This is a genomic window from Nonomuraea sp. NPDC003560 (assembly GCF_042878785.1).
Taxonomy (GTDB): domain Bacteria; phylum Actinomycetota; class Actinomycetes; order Streptosporangiales; family Streptosporangiaceae; genus Nonomuraea.
Window position 1 is genome coordinate 215,793 of sequence record NZ_JBIAOF010000015.1, and the last position, 16,797, is coordinate 232,589.

Consider the following 16,797-nt stretch of genomic DNA (forward strand, 5'->3'; position numbering starts at 1 on the left):
CGTCCCGTACCGAAAGCAGGTGAAGGCTTCGGCGGCCGGGCTCACAAGGCCCGGCCGCCATGGCCGAGATCAGTGTTCACATACATTCTCAGACGGTTGATAGCGGCCGTCATGCTGCTCTTCGTGGTGAGCATCGCGACGTTCGCCATCTTCTTCCTCGTGCCTCGGCTCGCTGGGATGTCCGCTGACGACCTGGCCTCCCGGTACGTGGGCAAGGCGGCCAACGCCGAGGTGATCCACGACACGGCTGTGCGCCTCGGCTTCTACGACCCGATCCTGGTCCAGTACGGGCGTTTCGTGCAGGGCATCTTCGTCGGCGTCGACCGCAACTACGGCCCCGGCATCGAGCACTGCCCGGCGCCCTGCTTCGGCTACAGCTACGTCAGCCAGAACCCGGTCCTGCCCGACCTGCTCAACCGCCTGCCGATCACCTTGTCGCTGGCGCTCGGCGCGGCCGTGGTGTGGGTCATCTTCGGCGTGGCCACCGGCGTGCTGTCGGCGCTGCGCCGCGGCAGCTTCTTCGACCGCCTGTCCATGGGCATCGCCCTGGCCGGCGTCTCGCTGCCGATCTTCTTCACCGGCATCGTCTCCCTGGCCATCTTCCGCGACCAGCTCGGCCTGGTCGGCGACGTGGCCGACTGGGTGCCGATCAGCGAAGACCCGCTCACCTGGGCCAACAACCTCATGCTGCCCTGGGTGACGCTCGCCTTCCTGTACGCCGCCGGCTACGCCCGCCTCACCCGCGCGGGCATGCTGGAGACCATGTCGGAGGACTACATCCGCACGGCCAGGGCCAAGGGCCTGCCCGAGCGGAAGGTGGTGCTCAAACACGGGCTGCGGGCCACGCTCACCCCCGTGGTCACCATGTTCGGCCTCGACCTGGGGCTGCTGCTCGGCGGCGCCGTCCTGACCGAGAGCACCTTCTCGCTGCCCGGCATCGGCAAGTACGCCGTCGACGCCATCAGCAACAACGACCTTCCCCAGGTGATGGGCGTCACGATCGTCGCGGCGGCCTTCATCATCCTGGCCAACCTGATCGTCGACCTGCTCTACGCGGTCGTTGACCCGAGAGTGAGGCTGGCGTGAGTCCCTTCCTCGACGTCAAGGACCTGAAGATCCACTTCCCGACCGACGACGGCCTGGTCCGCTCCGTCGACGGGCTGACCTTCAGCCTCGAACGCGGCAAGACCCTCGGCATCGTCGGCGAGTCCGGCTCGGGCAAGTCGGTGACCAGCCTCGGCATCCTCGGCCTGCACAAGGGCAAGGGCGCCAACGTCTCGGGCGAGATCTGGCTCGACGGCGAGGAGCTCGTGGGCGCCTCGCAGGAGCACGTGCGCGGGCTGCGCGGCAAGAAGATGGCGATGATCTTCCAGGATCCGCTGTCCGCGATGCACCCCTTCTACACGGTCGGCGACCAGATCGTCGAGGCGTACCGGATCCACCACAAGGTCACCAAGGCCGTCGCCAAGAAGCACGCCGTGGACATGCTGGGCCGCGTGGGCATCCCCGAGCCGCAGCGCCGCGTCGACTCCTACCCGCACGAGTTCTCCGGCGGCATGCGCCAGCGCGCGATGATCGCCATGGCGCTGTCGTGCGACCCCGAACTGCTCATCGCCGACGAGCCGACCACCGCGCTCGACGTGACCGTGCAGGCCCAGATCCTCGACCTCATGGTCGACCTGCAGCGCGAGTTCAACTCCGCGCTGATCATCATCACCCACGACCTGGGCGTGGTGGCCGAGCTGTCCGACGACATCCTGGTCATGTACGGCGGCAAGTGCATCGAGTACGGCACCGCCGACGACATCTTCTACCGTCCCGAGCACCCCTACACATGGGGTCTACTGGGATCGATGCCCCGCCTCGACCGGGAGCCCACCGAACGGCTGCTGCCGATCAAGGGCTCCCCGCCGTCCCTGATCAACGTGCCTTCGGGCTGCGCCTTCCACCCCCGCTGCCCCTACGCCGAGCGCACCGGGGGCAAGTCCAGCAGCGAGGTGCCCGGCCTGATCGAGACCGAGGGCGGCCACCTGGTGCGCTGCCACATGAGCAGGACGGAGCGGCGGGAGCTGTGGGAGAACGAGATCAAGCCAGTGCTGGAGAGCCAGTGAGCGAGACGGTGACCGCGAACGAGCCGCTTCTTTCCGTCCAGGGGCTGGAGAAGCACTTCCCGGTGACGAAGGGCCTGCTCAAGCGGCAGGTCGGCGCCGTCAAGGCGGTCGACGGGGTCAGCTTCGACGTCTACAAGGGCGAGACGCTCGGCCTGGTGGGGGAGTCCGGCTGCGGCAAGTCCACCACCGGCCGCCTGGTCACCAGGCTCCTTGAGCCGACCGGCGGCAAGGTCGTCTTCGAGGGCCAGGACATCACGCACATGGGGCAGGGCAGGCTCAGGCCGCTCCGCCGCGACATGCAGATGATCTTCCAGGACCCGTTCTCGTCGCTGAACCCCCGCCACACCGTCGGCACCATCGTCGGCGCGCCCTTCCGCATCCAGGGCGTGCAGACCGAGAACGGCGTCAAGAAGGCGGTCCAGGACATCCTCGCCCTGGTCGGGCTCAACCCCGAGCACTACAACCGCTACCCGCACGAGTTCTCCGGCGGTCAGCGGCAGCGCATCGGCATCGCCCGCACGCTCGCGCTCAAGCCCAAGCTCATCATCGCAGACGAGCCGGTCTCCGCGCTCGACGTGTCCATCCAGGCCCAGGTCGTCAACCTGCTGGAGGACCTGCAGAACGAGCTCGACCTGACCTACGTCGTGATCGCCCACGACCTGTCGGTGGTGCGCCACATCAGCGACCGGGTCGCGGTCATGTACCTGGGCAAGATCGTCGAGATCGCCGACCGCAAGAGCCTCTACAGCTCGCCGATGCACCCCTACACCAACGCCCTGCTGTCGGCCGTGCCCGTGCCCGACCCCAAGGCGCGCAAGGAACGCGAGCGCATCAGGCTCACCGGCGACGTGCCGAGCCCGCTCAACCCGCCGCCCGCCTGCCGCTTCCACACCCGCTGCTGGAAGGCGCAGGAGATCTGCAAGACGGTCGAGCCGCCCCTGGAGGAGCTGGCCGGCGGCCACCGCGTGGCCTGCCACTTCCCGGAGAACGCGCCCGCCGCCGCGACCGCCGCGGCGACTCAGGCCTGAACCGGGCCTGAGCCGGGCCTGAACCGGCTTCGACCGGCCCCGATCGGGGCCTGACCTTGCGGCCGCCGCCCTCCTGCCGGGGCGGCGGCCTCAGGACGTCGCGCCGGGCGTGATCAGCCCGGTCTCGTACGCCAGCACCACGGCCTGCACCCGGTCGCGCAGCCCCAGCTTGGTCAGCACGTTGCCCACGTGCGTCTTGACCGTCGTCTCGCTCACCACGAGCTTGGCCGCGATCTCCGCGTTGGACATGCCCTTGGCGATCAGCCGCAGCACCTCCAGCTCGCGCTCGGTCAGCCGGTCGAGGCGGGCCGGCGTGGCCTGCTCGTAGGCCGAGGGCAGCCGCTTGGAGAACCGGTCGAGCAGCCGCCTGGTCACGCTCGGCGCCACGATCGCGTCGCCCGCCGCCACCACCCGGATCGCCTGCACCAGCTCGTCGGGCGGCACGTCCTTCAGCAGGAAGCCCGACGCCCCCGACCGCAGCGCCTCCACGATGTACTCGTCGAGGTCGAACGTGGTCAGCACCAGCACCTTCGGCACGTGCGCCGTGGGCGCGGCCTCCCGCACGATCCGGCGGGTCGCCTCGATGCCGTCGACGCCCGGCATGCGGATGTCCATGAGCACCACGTCGGGCAGCAACGCCCTGGTCTGCTCCATCGCGTCCTTGCCGTCGCCGGCCTGGCCGACCACCGTGATGTCGGACTCGGCCTCCAAGATCAGGCGAAATCCCGTGCGCAGCAGCGGCTGGTCGTCCACCAGCAGCACTCTGATCGTCATTGGCCGTCCTTCAACGGGAACCTCGCCCGCACCTCGAAACCGCCCCCCGGTCGCGGACCGATGTTCAGAATTCCACCATAGAGTGCGACCCGCTCGCGAATGCCGACCAGGCCGTGGCCCGTCCGGTCGGCCGCAGGCGCGGTGCCCCTGCCGTCGTCCTCGACGCGTACGTCAAGGCCCGAGGGGGCGTGCGAGACGGTGACCACCGCCTCGGCCCCGGCCCCGGCGTGCCGCAGGCTGTTCGTCAGCCCCTCCTGGACCAGCCGGTAGGCGGCCAGGTCGACCCCCGCGGGCAGCGGCCGCGGCTCGCCCTCCACGCGCAGCCGCGTGGGCAGCCCCGCCTCGCGCATCTGCTCCACCAGCCCCGGCAGGTCGCCCACGCCCGGCTGCGGCCCCAGCTCGGCCCGCGCGTCGGTACGCAGCACGCCCACGATGTTGCGCATCTCGGACATGGCCAGCCGCCCGGTGTTCTCGATCGCCGACAGCGCCTCCCGCGCCAGGTCGGGATCGGCGGCCAGCACCCGCCGCGCCGCGGCGGCCTGCACTGTCATCACGCTCACGTGGTGGGCCACCACGTCGTGCAGCTCACGGGCGATGCGCGAGCGCTCCTCGGCGCGCGCGGCCCGCGTGTCGGCCGCGTGGGCCCGCTCCAGCCGGGCCGCCCGGTCGCGCAGCTCCTCCAGGTACGCCCGCCGCAGCCGCAGGCTCCTGCCGGCCCCCCAGACCGCCAGCAGCACCAGCACCGCCACCACGTGCCCGCTCGCGCCCGGCGGCGTGACCGGCCCGGCGACAGCCCCCACCGCGTACGTCAGCAGCGAGACCAGCAGCCCGCCCAGCGCCACCGCCAGCCCCCGGTTGGAGGCCACCGAGTACACCAGCACCAGGCTGGACACCCCCGACGCGCCGGTGCCGTAACCCAGCGCGGTCAGCGCCGTCTCGGGGATCAGGCCGGCGCACAGCGCCGCCAGCGGCCAGCGCCTGCGCACCGCGATGGGCGCGGCGGCCAGCACCAGCAGCGCCGCCCCGAGCCCGTCGGGCGCGCGCATGCTCACCGTCGTCAGCTCCGCCGGCTCCAGGCGCTCGGGCCCGTAGAGGAGGAAGAGCGTCACCGAGGCCGCGGCCACCACCACGGCCAGCACCGTGTCGTGGAACAGGGGTCGGTCGATCCGCACCGCTTCACTGTAGGCCCAGGTGAGAGCCTTGAACTCCTCCCTTCGGAGGATAAGGTGCGGCCTGCGGGAGGGCTACGGGCCCAGGGCTACAGCTCGTCGGTGGCCGCGCGCCGGTTGCTGCGCACCGTGTCGCCGGGCTGGCGGTCGGGCACCGGCGGCGGGGTGCCGCCGAACTCCGGGCACAGCGCCTGATGGTCGCACCAGTCGCACAGCCGGCTGCGGCGCGCGCGCCACTCGCCGGTCTCCAGCGCCCGCTCGATCGCCGTCCACAGCGCCATCACCTTGCGCTCGGTGGCCAGCAGGTCGGCCTCGTCGGGGGCGTAACGCAGCACCTCGCCGCGCCCGCCCAGGTAGACCAGTTGCAGCAGCCGGGGCACCTGCCCACGCAGCCGCCACAGCACCAGCGCGTAGAACTTCATCTGGAACAGCGCCTTGGCCTCGAAGTCGGGGCCGGGCGCGCTGCCCGTCTTGTAGTCGACCACCCGGACCTCGCCGGTGGGCGCCACGTCGAGCCGGTCGACGTAGCCCCGCAGCATCAGGCCGCCGTCGAGCACCGCCTGCACGTAGAGCTCGCGCTCGGCGGGCTCCAGCCGGGTCGGGTCCTCCAGCGTGAAGTAGCGCTCCAGCATGGCCCGCGCCTGCGCCAGCCACTCGGCCTGCTCGGCGTCGTCGGCGAACATCCGCGCGTACTGCTCGTCCTCCTGCAGCAGCCGCTGCCACTGGGGCTCCAGCAGCTCCAGCGCCGCCTGCACCGACCGGCGCGGCGCCGGCAGGTCGTAGAGCCGCTCCAGGACGGCGTGCACCACGGTGCCGCGCACGGCCGCGGGGGAGGGTTTCTCGGGCAGCTGGTCGATGACCCGGAACCGGTAGAGCAGGGGACAGGTCATGAAATCGCCTGCCCGGGACGGGGAGAGAGCTCCGATGATCACCGGTTCGGTCAACGTCATGCACCGCACTCTAGGTCAAGAGCCCGACAGAATAACCCTCGCCGGGACGAGGATCACGTGATCCGGCGCGTAGCATCGAGGCAGCAACAGCACGTAATGGACGTACGAGGAGTGCGGTGAGCGAGCAGAGCCCGCGTCAGGAGTTCCCCGGCCTTCGGATGGGGCGGCCCTTCGGCATCCCGGTGTACGTCTCCTGGACGTGGTTCATCGTCGCTGCCTTCATCACCGTCATGTTCGGCCCCCGCATGCGCGACATGCTGCCCGAGCTGGACAGCACCGTCGCCTACGCGGTGGCCTTCGTCTTCGCCGTGCTGCTCTACGTCTCGGTGCTGCTGCACGAGCTGGCCCACAGCGTGCTGGCCAAGATGTTCGGCCTGCCGGTGCGCCGGATCACCCTCTACTTCCTCGGCGGCGTGTCGGAGATCGAGAAGGAGCCGCCGACGCCGGGCAAGGAGTTCCTGGTCGCCGCCGCCGGGCCGGCCCTGTCGCTGGGCCTGGCCGGGCTCGGCCTGCTCGCCGACACCTACGTGATCAACGACGGCGGCATCGCCGAGGTGCTCATCTGGCAGCTGTGGGTGGCCAACCTCATCGTCGGCGTGTTCAACCTGCTGCCCGGCCTGCCGCTCGACGGCGGCCGGATGCTGCGCGCGGGCGTGTGGAAGCTGACCAGGAACCCCGGCTCCGGCACGGTCGTGGCCGCCTGGGGCGGGCGCGTGCTGGCCGTGCTGCTGGTCGTGCTGCCGTTCGCGACGTCGATGACGAGCGGGCAGGAGTTCGACCCGGTCGAGCTGCTGTGGCCGGTGGTGCTGGCCTCCTTCATCTGGATGGGCGCCACCCAGTCGCTGCGCGTGGCGCGCATCCGCGCCCGCATCCCGCAGGTCAACGCGCGCGCGCTGGCCCGCAGGGCGATCCCGGTGGCGGCCGAGACGCCGCTGGCCGAGGCGCTGCGGCAGGCCGCCGAGCAGCGGGCGGGCGCCCTGGTGGTGGTCGATCACGACGGACGGCCGGTCGCCATTGTCAACGAGGCCGCCGTCCAGGCCACCCCCGAGCACCGGCGCCCCTGGGTCGACGTGGGCTCGCTGGCCAAGGCGCTCGAACCGACCATGGTGCTGGCCGCCGACCTGACCGGCGAGCCGCTCATCGACGCCATGCGCTCGGCCCCCGCGGGTGAGTACCTGCTGGTGGAGCACGGCGGCGACATCTACGGCGTGCTCGCCACCGCCGACGTCAACCGCGTCTTCACCGGGGTCTGACATGCCCGGCGCGTTTGCGGCTAAGGTCTTGTCCGGCCACTTCCCTTAGCCCGGCGATTTCGATGCCAGGACGGCGGGCCGATAGTCTTCTGTTTGGCCGAACTTGCACAGTTGACGGGTTGGTCGTGGTCCACCGGTTCACCGAATCGAGACGCCTGGGCCGCGACACGGCGTCGTCGTCTGGGTATGCGTATGGCTGGTGGCCGGCACGGCAGTGCGGGTGCCGTAATACCGCCGGCTTCCGGGAGGAGAGTTGAGTGACCGAGCGCAGCGAGGGCACCGATGAGCGCAGCACGGTCGTCATGAGGGAGGGCGCATGAGCGGCCAGGGCTTCGGAGTGGTGCGTCCCCTTCCCGGCGACGGGCTGGTCGCCTACATCGGCGGCCTGCTGCTGGTGTGCGACGCGGGCGAGGCGGCCGCCGACGGCCTGATCGAGGCGCTGCGCGAGACGGCGGCCTCCGGCGGCGACGGCCGGGCGCTGGCCCGCCGCGCGGCGCAGGTGCTGGCCGCCAACATGGCGGGCGACCCGGCCACGTGCGCGGTCGCCGGTCCCGTCGACGGCGGCGTGGCCGTGCTGGTCAGCGGCTCGGCCTCGGCCTCGGTCAGCACCTCCGGCGGCGAGACGCGCCTGGCCGGCAGCGACTCCCTCACCTGGGCCGACCGGCTGATCAGCGGCCCGGTCGAGCGCGTCGAGCTCACCCTGCCCGGCGCCGGCGGTGCGCATCCCGCGGTCGGCTTCGAGGGCGGGGTCGTCCACGGCGGCGGCCTGATCGGCGACCTCACCGACCAGCCGTCGCACGTCCGTTCCCAGGGGCAGGCGGCCGACCGGTCCAGGGCGCTCACCAGCGAGATGCCCAACACGGCCCTGCACATGGAGCCCGACCTGGCGCCGCCGCCCGAGCGGCCAGTGGAGCGGCCCGTCGAGCGGCCTCCCTATCCGCTGGCCGACCAGCCGCCGATCGTCCAGGGTCTGCCCTCGGGCGCGCAGGCCGGCGTCCCGCACCCGGGCCCCCAGCCCGGTCCCCACTCCGGTCCTCACTCCGGTCCGCCGTCGCTGGACCAGCCGCCGTTCGGGCACGAGCAGCCGCCCTTCGGCCAGGAGCAGGCCCCGTTCGGGCACGAGCAGCCGCCCTACCTCCCGCCCCAGGACCAGCCTCCCTTCCTGCCCGTGCAGGAGCAGCCCCAGCCCGAGCCCCAGCAGCAGTTCCCGTCCTACGACGAGCTGCCGCCGTCCGGCAACGGCATGGCCGACCAGCCGCAGCAGCACATGGGCCCGCCCGATCACTTCGACCAGCCGGCCCCGCCCGTGCTCGGCCCGCCGGAGCACTTCGACCACCCGGGGCCGCCGCCGCAGGAGCAGCAGCAGGGCGACCACGGCGACCGCCCGCTGGTCTACGGGGTCGACTGCAAGAACGACCACTTCAACGACCCGAGGGTGCCCTACTGCGCCGTCTGCGGCATCGCCCTGGTGCAGCGGACCCTGGTGCCGTACAAGGGGCCGCGGCCCTCGCTCGGGGTGCTCATCCTCGACGACGGCACGGCGCTGCCGCTGGAGAGCGACTACCTGCTGGGCCGTGACCCCGAGCGCGCGCCCGAGGTGGCGGGCGGCTCGGCCCGGCCGGCCAAGGTCACCAGCCCCGACGGCTCGGTCTCGCGCCGCCACCTGCGGGTGGCCCTCGACGGCTGGGACGTCAACCTGGTCGACCTGGGCTCGGTCAACGGCACCCAGATCCAGCCGCCCGGCGACCCCAACTTCTACGACATCCCGCCCAACGAGCCGGTCACCATCGCGCCCGGCACGACGGTCCGCGTGGGCGTCTCCCGCACGCTCCGCTTCGAGGCCCACCGGGGCTGATCCCGGCACCTGTCCGCCCGCACCTCTTTCCTGGGGTGCGGGCGTTCGTGTTTCCGGAAACCCTTGAGGAAAGACGTCAAGAATGTTCGGTGGCAAATGACTGAATGGGAATTGCCAGGGTCGGGGGAGGGGGTGAGTAAGGGTATTTCGTGGGCGCTGGGCGATATTTCGGGAAAAGTCAGGACCGGGCTCGCGGCCCTTTCCGAAAGAGGTATCCGGGCCGTCCCAAAGGGGCAGCCGTGCCAACGGGACAGCCGTTCCGAGGAGGCGGAAGTTCGGAGGTGCAGCAGTTTCGAGGGGGCGGAAGTTCGGAGGGTGCAGCCTTTCGAGGGGCGGGCGTTTCGAAGGTGCAGGTCGCCCTGAAGGGGTGGCGGGGCCGAAGGCGCAGCCGTTCCGAGAGGGTGGGTGTCCCGAACGTGCAGCCCGTCCCGAAGGGCAGCAGGCCCGAAGGTGCAGCCCCCTGAAGGGGCATGCGGGCCCGAAGGCGCAGGTGTTTCGAGGGGGTGGGGGTTCGGAAGGGGCGGCCCATGCCCGAAGGGGCGGGCGGTCCGGGAAGGTAGCCGGGGCTGGGGTCAGGTGGGGCGGAAGGTGCGTACGCCGCGCAGCAGGCGCACGGCCGCCTCCAGGCCGCGGGCCCCCTCCACCGCGCGTCCCGCCGCCGTCGCGTACCGGCTCAGCAGGTGTTCGTCCCCCTCCTGGAACCCCCGTCCCGCCACCCACACGAACGTGTGGTCGCGCACCTGCGCCGGCACCGGCACGGCCAGGAACCCCGGCTCGCCCATCGTCTCGTCCCGCGCCAGCCGGAGCGACCCCTCCGCGGCGGCCAGCTCCTTCAGCACCCCGGACCCCGACAACCAGCGCCGCACCCGCAGCGGGTCTCCCGGCGGCGCGTGGACGTGCAGCGGACGGGCGTCCCGCCGCAGCACGTCCACGTGCACGAACCCGGCGTACGCGGTGCCCGCCACGGCCGCCGCGGCGCGCGCGAGCCGATCGATCACGTCGGCGACCTCCAGGCAGGAGAACGCGGTGATGAGTTCACGCATGGCGATATCGACACGGTTGTTTGGCATCGCGGTGATTCCCTCGGGTGGAGGGGGGAAGAGATCGCGCGGCCCGATCACGCGAAACTCCGAACGGTGCCCGGAGTATCACCCTCGACGCGGCTCTTGACTACCCCTCAACAGGAAATTGCGATTTTTCCGCATTTCGCAGGCAGAGCCGGTCGAGCCGTTCACGACGAGCGCAGCCGCACCCACTCCACGTCGTCCGCCCGCGTGCCGTCCGGCTTCGGGAACAGCTCCCGGTGCAGGCTCTCCCTGCTGAAACCGGCACGTTCCAGCACCGCGTGCGAGGCCGCGTTCACCACGTCGGTGCCCGCCACCACCCGGTGCAGGGCCGTGCGCGCGAACGCCCAGTCGACCAGCAGCCGCACCGCGCGGGTCATGAACCCCCTGCCGCGGAAGTCCGGCGCCAGCGAGTAGCCGATCATGGCCTGCCCGAGCACGGGGAGGACCTGCATGAGCTGGAGGTGCCCGGCGAACGCGCCGGTGGCGGCGTCCCTGACCGACAGTTCGATCCGCTGCCCGGTGACCCACCAGTAGCCGGTGCAGCGGCAGCGCTGCTCGTCCTCCTCCAGGGAGGCGGGCGGGGTCAGGGAGTAGGCGGTCACGCTCGGGTCGCACATCATCCGGTGGTACTCCGGGGCGTCCTCGACCGAGAGCGGCACGAGCCGCACCACGCCGTCGGTCAGCTCGCCGCCGTCGAAGAACGGCAGGTACGGCTCCTCGGCCGCCGCCGGCTCCCCGGCGATCCGGGCGAAGGACACCAGGTCGGCCCACCGCCCGTCGCGCAGCCGCTTGGCCTTGCGCCGCCGGCCCTCCTCGCGGAACCCGGCCCTGAGCGCGACCCTGAGGCTGGCCACGTTCTCCACCTCGGCCTGCAGCTCCACCCGGTGCACACCCTGGTCGGTGAGCCAGTCGGACACCGCTCTGGCGGCCCGGGCGGCCACGCCCCTGCCGCGCGCCCACGGCGCCACCACGTAGCCGATCTCGGCCGTGCCCCAGCGGTCGGGCGGGCGGACCCCGATCGCGCCGCAGTAGCGGCCGTCCTCGGTGACGGCCCACTCCGCGCCGCCCGACGCCCACTTGTCCTCGGCGAACTTCAGGTAGGCGCGGGCGTCCTCGATCCGGTACGGCGACGGCACCAGCGGCAGATGCCGGGCGGTGACGGGATCGTCCATCATGCGCGCGATCGCCTCTGCGTCGGGGTCGGCGGGCATTCGCAGGATCAGGGGGCCGGTGGAGATCACGTCGCGCGGGAGCATCCCCCATAGATACCGTGCGTCCGGAGGCGTGAGAAACCCATATAACCTTGCCGACATGGGTTTCCGCAGGCATGGGCCGTTCCAGGCAGGGGATCAGGTGCAGCTCACCGACCCCAAGAACAAGCGCCACACGATCACGCTCAAGCAGGACGGCGTCTTCCACACGCACAAGGGCGCCATCCCGCACAGCGAGCTGATCGGGCAGCCTGAAGGCTCCGTCGTGCGGTCCTCCGGCGGCACCGCCTACCTCGCCTTCCGCCACCTGCTCCAGGACTACACGCTGGCGATGCCGCGCGGCGCGGCCGTCATCTACCCCAAGGACGCCTCGATGATCGTCGGCATGGCCGACGTCTTCCCCGGCGCCCGGGTGATCGAGGCCGGCGTCGGCTCCGGCGCCCTGACCTGCTTCCTGCTGCGCGCCGTCGGCCCCGAGGGCCACGTCACCTCCTACGAGCGCCGCGAGGAGTTCTCCGAGGTGGCCCGCAAGAACGTGGAGAAGTTCTTCGGCGACCCGATGGAGGACAACTGGCGCCTGGTCGTCGGCGACCTGGTCTCCTCGATCGACGAGGCCGACGTCGACCGCGTCATCCTCGACATGCTGGCCCCCTGGGAGTGCGTCGACGCCGCCGCCAAGGCCCTCACGCCGGGCGGCGTCATCTGCTGCTATGTCGCCACCACCACCCAGATGTCCAAGACCGTGGAGGCCATTCGCGATCACGGGTGTTTCACTGAGCCTCATGCGTGGGAGACCCTGGTTCGCGACTGGCATGTCGAAGGGCTCGCGGTTCGTCCCGATCATCGGATGATCGGCCACACCGGCTTCCTCGTCAGCGCCCGCCGCATGGCAGACGGAGTGACGCCGCCACCGCGACGCCGCCGACCGAAGGGAACCACCGAGGAACTATGACAATTTGGCCACGAGGGTGCGTTGGTGCGTGACACGGGAACAGATCGCCGTGTTCATATGCTGGGAGTATTAAACGCACCATTGGGGATTATTCACCGAATACTGCATGTCACTCGACGAACACTGCCCGGCCAGGTTACGGAGGGGCCCGAGATAGGTAAGGTCCTTAGTAGTCGCCCTCGACTGGGAAGGAGGTGACGGGGCGTGGCAGCTCGCGATGATGCTGAGGCTCGAGCCGCGCAGCGCGAACGGGAGGTCGCTGATCTTTCAACACAGGTCTCCTTCCTCCAGGAGGAGATCACCGCGCTGAGGCGGAAGCTGGCCGAGTCACCCCGTCAGGCCAGAGTCCTCGAAGAACGTCTCCATGAGGCACAGGCGAATCTCGCGGCCGTGACAGGCCAGAACGAGCGCCTGGTGGCCACACTCAAGGAGGCCCGGGACCAGATCGTCGCTCTCAAGGAGGAGGTCGACCGGCTGGCGCAGCCGCCGTCCGGCTTCGGCACCTTCCTTGAAGCCCGAGAAGACGGCACGATCGAGGTGTTCACCGGAGGGCGCAAGCTCCGGGTGAACGTCAGCCCCGCCGTCGACGTCGACTCGCTGAGGCGTGGCCAGGAGGTCATGCTCAACGAAGCACTCAACGTGGTCGAGGCGCTCGGCTACGAAGAGGTCGGCGAGATCGTCATGCTCAAGGAACTGCTGGACGAGGGCAAGCGGGCCCTGGTCATCTCGCACGCCGACGAGGAGCGCGTCGTGCGACTGGCCGACTCGCTGGTCGGCCAGCCCATCAGGGCCGGTGACTCGCTCCTGCTCGAACCCCGCTCCGGCTACGTCTACGAGCGCATACCCAAGTCCGAAGTCGAAGAGCTCGTGCTCGAGGAGGTCCCCGACATCTCCTACGAGGAGATCGGCGGGCTCATGCGGCAGATCGAGCAGATCAGGGACGCCATCGAGCTGCCCTACCTGCACGCCGACCTGTTCCGCGAGCACAAACTCCGTCCCCCGAAGGGCGTGCTGCTCTACGGCCCGCCCGGCTGCGGCAAGACGCTCATCGCCAAGGCGGTCGCCAACTCCCTGGCCAAGCAGGTCGCGGAGAAGACCGGCCAGTCCGGCAAGAGCTTCTTCCTCAACATCAAGGGCCCGGAGCTGCTCAACAAGTACGTCGGCGAGACCGAGCGGCACATCCGCCTGGTCTTCCAGCGGGCCCGTGAGAAGGCCTCCGAGGGCACCCCGGTGATCGTGTTCTTCGACGAGATGGACTCGATCTTCCGCACCCGAGGCTCCGGCGTCTCGTCCGACGTGGAGAACACCATCGTCCCTCAGCTGCTGTCGGAGATCGACGGCGTCGAGGGCCTGGAGAACGTCATCGTGATCGGCGCCTCCAACCGCGAGGACATGATCGACCCCGCGATCCTGCGGCCGGGCCGCCTGGACGTGAAGATCAAGATCGAGCGGCCCGACGCCGAGGCGGCCAAGGACATCTTCTCCAAGTACCTGCTGGCCGAGCTTCCCCTGCACCCCGACGATCTGTCCGAGCACGGCGACTCTCGCGAGGCGACCATCCACGGCATGATCCAGAGTGTGGTGGAGCGCATGTACACCGAGAGCGAGGAGAACCGCTTCCTCGAGGTGACCTACGCCAACGGTGACAAGGAAGTCCTCTACTTCAAGGACTTCAACTCCGGCGCGATGATCCAGAACATCGTCGACCGGGGCAAGAAGATGGCCATCAAGCAGTTCCTGGAGAGCGGCCAGAAGGGCCTGCGGGTGCAACACCTGCTCACCGCCTGCGTCGACGAGTTCTCCGAGAACGAAGACCTGCCCAACACCACCAACCCCGACGACTGGGCCCGCATCTCCGGCAAGAAGGGCGAGCGGATCGTCTACATCCGCACGCTGGTCTCCGGCAAGCAGGGCACCGAGGCCGGCCGTTCGATCGACACGGTCGCCAACACCGGCCAGTACCTGTAGGGAACGTCTGGAAAGGGCCGCGCGGCCGTCCGCGCGGCCCTTTCCATGCCCACCGGGGGAGATGGGCACCTTGACTTCCTGAGAGGAAGGCCGCGACACGCGTCATCCGGCGTACAAGCCGCCTTGGTGAGGCGCACACTGGGGCCTGTGACCGTCCGTAAACGGGTGGACGTCCGCGTCGAAGGCGTCGTCCAGGGCGTGGGGTTCCGCCCCTTCGTGTATTCGCTGGCCAGCAGGCTCGGCCTGGCCGGCCGCGTGCGCAACGACGTCGAGGGGGTGTTCATCGAGGTCGAGGGCGCCCTGGCCGGGGTCGAGGAGTTCCTGACCGCGCTGGAGCGCGACGCGCCCGCCCTGTCGGAGATCGAGAGCGTCACCGTCGTCAGCGGCGCGCCCGCCGGCCACCGGGGCTTCAGCATCGCCGCCGGCGACCCGGCCGGCCCGCGCCGCGCCCTCGTCCCGGCCGACCTGGCCACCTGCGACGACTGCCTGCGCGAGCTGGCCGACCCGGCCGGACGGCGCCACCGCTACCCGTTCATCGCCTGCGCCAACTGCGGGCCGCGCTTCACCGTCGTGCGCGGCGTGCCCTACGACCGGCTGCTGACCACCATGGCCGGGTTCGCGATGTGCGCCGGCTGCGCGGCCGAGTACCACGACCCCGGCGACCGCCACTTCCGCGCCGAGTCCACCTGCTGCCCGGCCTGCGGCCCGTCCCTGCGCCTGCTGGACGCCCGCGGCGCCGAGCTGTGCGGCGACCCGGTCAGCGCCTGCGCGACCCTGCTGCGGGCCGGCCGCGTCGTCGCCGTCAAGGGGCTGGGCGGGTTCCACCTGGCCGTGCCCGCCGCCCACCAGGAGGCCGCCGCGGCGCTGCGGGCCCGCAAGCACCGCGCGGAGAAGCCGTTCGCCGTCATGGTCGCCGACCTCGACCAGGCCCGCCGACTGTGCGCGGTCGACGGGCAGGGCGCGGCGCTGCTCACCGGCCGCGCGCGCCCGATCGTGCTGCTGCCCCGGCTGCCCGGCGCGCCCGTCGCCGACGCCGTCGCGCCCGGCAGCCGCGACCTCGGCCTGATGCTGCCCTGCACGCCGCTGCACCACCTGCTGCTCGCGGAGCTGGCCGAGCCCATGGTCCTGACCAGCGGCAGCGTCGGCGACGAACCCATCGCCTACGAGGACGCCGACGCGGTCACCCGGCTCGGCGGCATCGCCGACGCCTTCCTGGTCCACGACCGGGCCATCCACGTCCCCGCCGACGACTCGGTGCTGCGCCCCTGGTCCGGCGGGCACACCGTGCTGCGCCGCGCCCGCGGCCACGCGCCCGAGCCGCTCACGCTGCGCCGTCCCGCGCCCCGCCCGGTGCTGGCCTGCGGCGCCGAGCTGCGCAGCACCTTCTGCCTGGTACGCGGCCGGCGCGCGTTCCTGTCCCAGCACATCGGCGACCTGGACGACCAGGAGACCCTGCGCTCCTTCGTCGAGGGCATCGACCACTTCTGCGGCCTGTTCGACATCCGTCCCGAGGTCGTCGCCCACGACCTCGACCCCGGCTACCTGTCCACCAGGCACGCCCTGGAGCTGACCGGCGTCGAGCTGGTCGGCGTCCAGCACCACCACGCCCACATCGCCTCCTGCCTGGCCGACAACGGCGAGACGGGCCCGGTGATCGGCGTGGCCCTCGACGGCCCCGGCCACGGCCTCGACGGCACGCTGTGGGGCGGCGAGTTCCTGCGCGCCGACCTGACCTCCTGCCACCGGCTCGGCCACCTGGCCCTGGTCCCGATGCCCGGCGGCGCCGCCGCGCTCCGCCAGCCGTGGCGCATGGCCGCCGCCTACCTGCGCGACGAGCACCCCGGCCTGGACGTCGTCCGCCGCAACGCCGCCCACTGGCCCGACGTGCTGGCCCGGACCCGCACCGGGCTGGGCGCGCCCATGACCTCCAGCGCCGGGCCGCTGTTCGACGCCGTCTCGGCGCTGCTCGGCATCCGGGACGCCGTCACCTACGAGGGGCAGGCGGCCGCCGAGCTCGAACAGCGCGCCGACCCGGCCGAGAGCGGCTCGTACCCGGCGACCATCACCGAGGGCGACCTGCTCGTCGTGCACGCCGCCGACCTCGTCCGGGCCGCCGCCGCCGACGTCGCGGCCGGGGTGGCCACCGGCTCGATCGCGGGCCGCTTCCACAACGGCGTGGCCGACGCCGTCGTGCGCTGCTGCGTCATGCTCAGGGACGGCACCGGCCTGAACACCGTGGCGCTGTCGGGCTCGGTGCTGCAGAACGCGCTGCTGCTCGAACGGGCCGTCGAGCGCCTGCGCGGGGCCGGGTTCCGGGTGCTCACCCACACCCGGGTGCCGCCCGGCGACGGCGGCCTCAGCCTCGGCCAGGCCGCCGTGGCCGCCGCCCGCGACCGGTCCGCGTGACATGCGGCCGGGCGCGCCCGCCAGGTGCCGGGGAACGCCGCCCGGCCCGTCCT

13 protein-coding genes are annotated in these 16,797 nt (G+C 71.4%); 8 read left to right on the forward strand and 5 right to left on the reverse strand.

The window, feature by feature from the left end; translation table 11 throughout:
* The first annotated feature begins 72 nt into the window (after window positions 1-72).
* The 3 genes from ACFYUV_RS44000 to ACFYUV_RS44010 are packed head-to-tail and all read left to right on the forward strand — an operon-like array spanning window position 73 to window position 3,139.
* Window positions 73-1,086, forward strand: coding sequence for an ABC transporter permease (locus tag ACFYUV_RS44000; RefSeq protein WP_352364030.1), 1,014 nt, complete (start codon window positions 73-75; stop codon window positions 1,084-1,086).
* Entirely contained in the window at window positions 1,083-2,111 is a 1,029-nt protein-coding gene (locus tag ACFYUV_RS44005; protein ID WP_358298997.1) for an ABC transporter ATP-binding protein, read from the forward strand. The genes ACFYUV_RS44000 and ACFYUV_RS44005 overlap by 4 nt, the downstream gene beginning before the upstream one ends.
* Window positions 2,108-3,139 carry a dipeptide ABC transporter ATP-binding protein gene (locus ACFYUV_RS44010; RefSeq protein ID WP_352326884.1) on the forward strand — a complete coding sequence of 344 codons (1,032 nt, stop codon included), beginning with the start codon at window positions 2,108-2,110 and terminating at the stop codon, window positions 3,137-3,139. The genes ACFYUV_RS44005 and ACFYUV_RS44010 overlap by 4 nt, the downstream gene beginning before the upstream one ends.
* A gap of 90 nt (window positions 3,140-3,229) precedes the next feature.
* Here the strand turns inward: ACFYUV_RS44010 and ACFYUV_RS44015 are convergent, their stop codons facing one another.
* The 3 genes from ACFYUV_RS44015 to ACFYUV_RS44025 form a co-directional block, all read right to left on the reverse strand.
* Window positions 3,230-3,913: a response regulator transcription factor gene (locus tag ACFYUV_RS44015; protein WP_358298999.1), complete on the reverse strand. Its 684-nt coding sequence runs from the start codon at window positions 3,911-3,913 to the stop codon at window positions 3,230-3,232.
* Window positions 3,910-5,085: a sensor histidine kinase gene (locus tag ACFYUV_RS44020; RefSeq protein WP_387680222.1), complete on the reverse strand. Its 1,176-nt coding sequence runs from the start codon at window positions 5,083-5,085 to the stop codon at window positions 3,910-3,912. The genes ACFYUV_RS44015 and ACFYUV_RS44020 overlap by 4 nt, the downstream gene beginning before the upstream one ends.
* 86 nt (window positions 5,086-5,171) lie before the next feature.
* Complete coding sequence (locus tag ACFYUV_RS44025; RefSeq protein ID WP_352364040.1) at window positions 5,172-6,032, reverse strand: RecB family exonuclease; 861 nt, start codon at window positions 6,030-6,032, stop codon at window positions 5,172-5,174.
* 116 nt (window positions 6,033-6,148) lie between these two features.
* On the opposite strand from ACFYUV_RS44025, the gene ACFYUV_RS44030 reads away from it, so the two are divergent.
* The gene (locus ACFYUV_RS44030; RefSeq protein ID WP_364338295.1) at window positions 6,149-7,285 is read left to right on the forward strand and encodes a site-2 protease family protein; all 1,137 of its coding nucleotides are present in this window, start codon (window positions 6,149-6,151) and stop codon (window positions 7,283-7,285) included.
* Window positions 7,286-7,601: 316 nt separating this feature from the next.
* On the forward strand, window positions 7,602-9,140 hold the full coding sequence (locus ACFYUV_RS44035) for an FHA domain-containing protein (protein ID WP_387680226.1): 1,539 nt from the start codon (window positions 7,602-7,604) through the stop codon (window positions 9,138-9,140).
* 572 nt (window positions 9,141-9,712) lie between these two features.
* Here ACFYUV_RS44035 and ACFYUV_RS44040 read toward each other — a convergent pair.
* Together ACFYUV_RS44040 and ACFYUV_RS44045 are read right to left on the reverse strand one after the other, a co-directional pair.
* Window positions 9,713-10,183 (reverse strand): hypothetical protein, encoded by a 471-nt coding sequence (locus tag ACFYUV_RS44040; RefSeq protein WP_352364046.1) that lies wholly within the window; start codon window positions 10,181-10,183, stop codon window positions 9,713-9,715.
* A gap of 188 nt (window positions 10,184-10,371) precedes the next feature.
* Window positions 10,372-11,463, reverse strand: coding sequence for a GNAT family N-acetyltransferase (locus ACFYUV_RS44045; protein ID WP_387680229.1), 1,092 nt, complete (start codon window positions 11,461-11,463; stop codon window positions 10,372-10,374).
* A gap of 55 nt (window positions 11,464-11,518) precedes the next feature.
* Here ACFYUV_RS44045 and ACFYUV_RS44050 point away from each other — a divergent pair, with 55 nt between their 5' ends.
* From ACFYUV_RS44050 to hypF, 3 genes are all read left to right on the forward strand, one after another.
* Window positions 11,519-12,370 carry a tRNA (adenine-N1)-methyltransferase gene (locus ACFYUV_RS44050; protein ID WP_352326892.1) on the forward strand — a complete coding sequence of 284 codons (852 nt, stop codon included), beginning with the start codon at window positions 11,519-11,521 and terminating at the stop codon, window positions 12,368-12,370.
* Window positions 12,371-12,574: 204 nt separating this feature from the next.
* Window positions 12,575-14,338, forward strand: a complete 1,764-nt coding sequence (gene arc / locus ACFYUV_RS44055) for a proteasome ATPase (RefSeq protein WP_357706964.1) — start codon at window positions 12,575-12,577, stop codon at window positions 14,336-14,338.
* A gap of 147 nt (window positions 14,339-14,485) precedes the next feature.
* The gene (gene hypF / locus ACFYUV_RS44060; protein ID WP_387680233.1) at window positions 14,486-16,744 is read left to right on the forward strand and encodes a carbamoyltransferase HypF; all 2,259 of its coding nucleotides are present in this window, start codon (window positions 14,486-14,488) and stop codon (window positions 16,742-16,744) included.
* Window positions 16,745-16,797 lie beyond the last annotated feature (53 nt).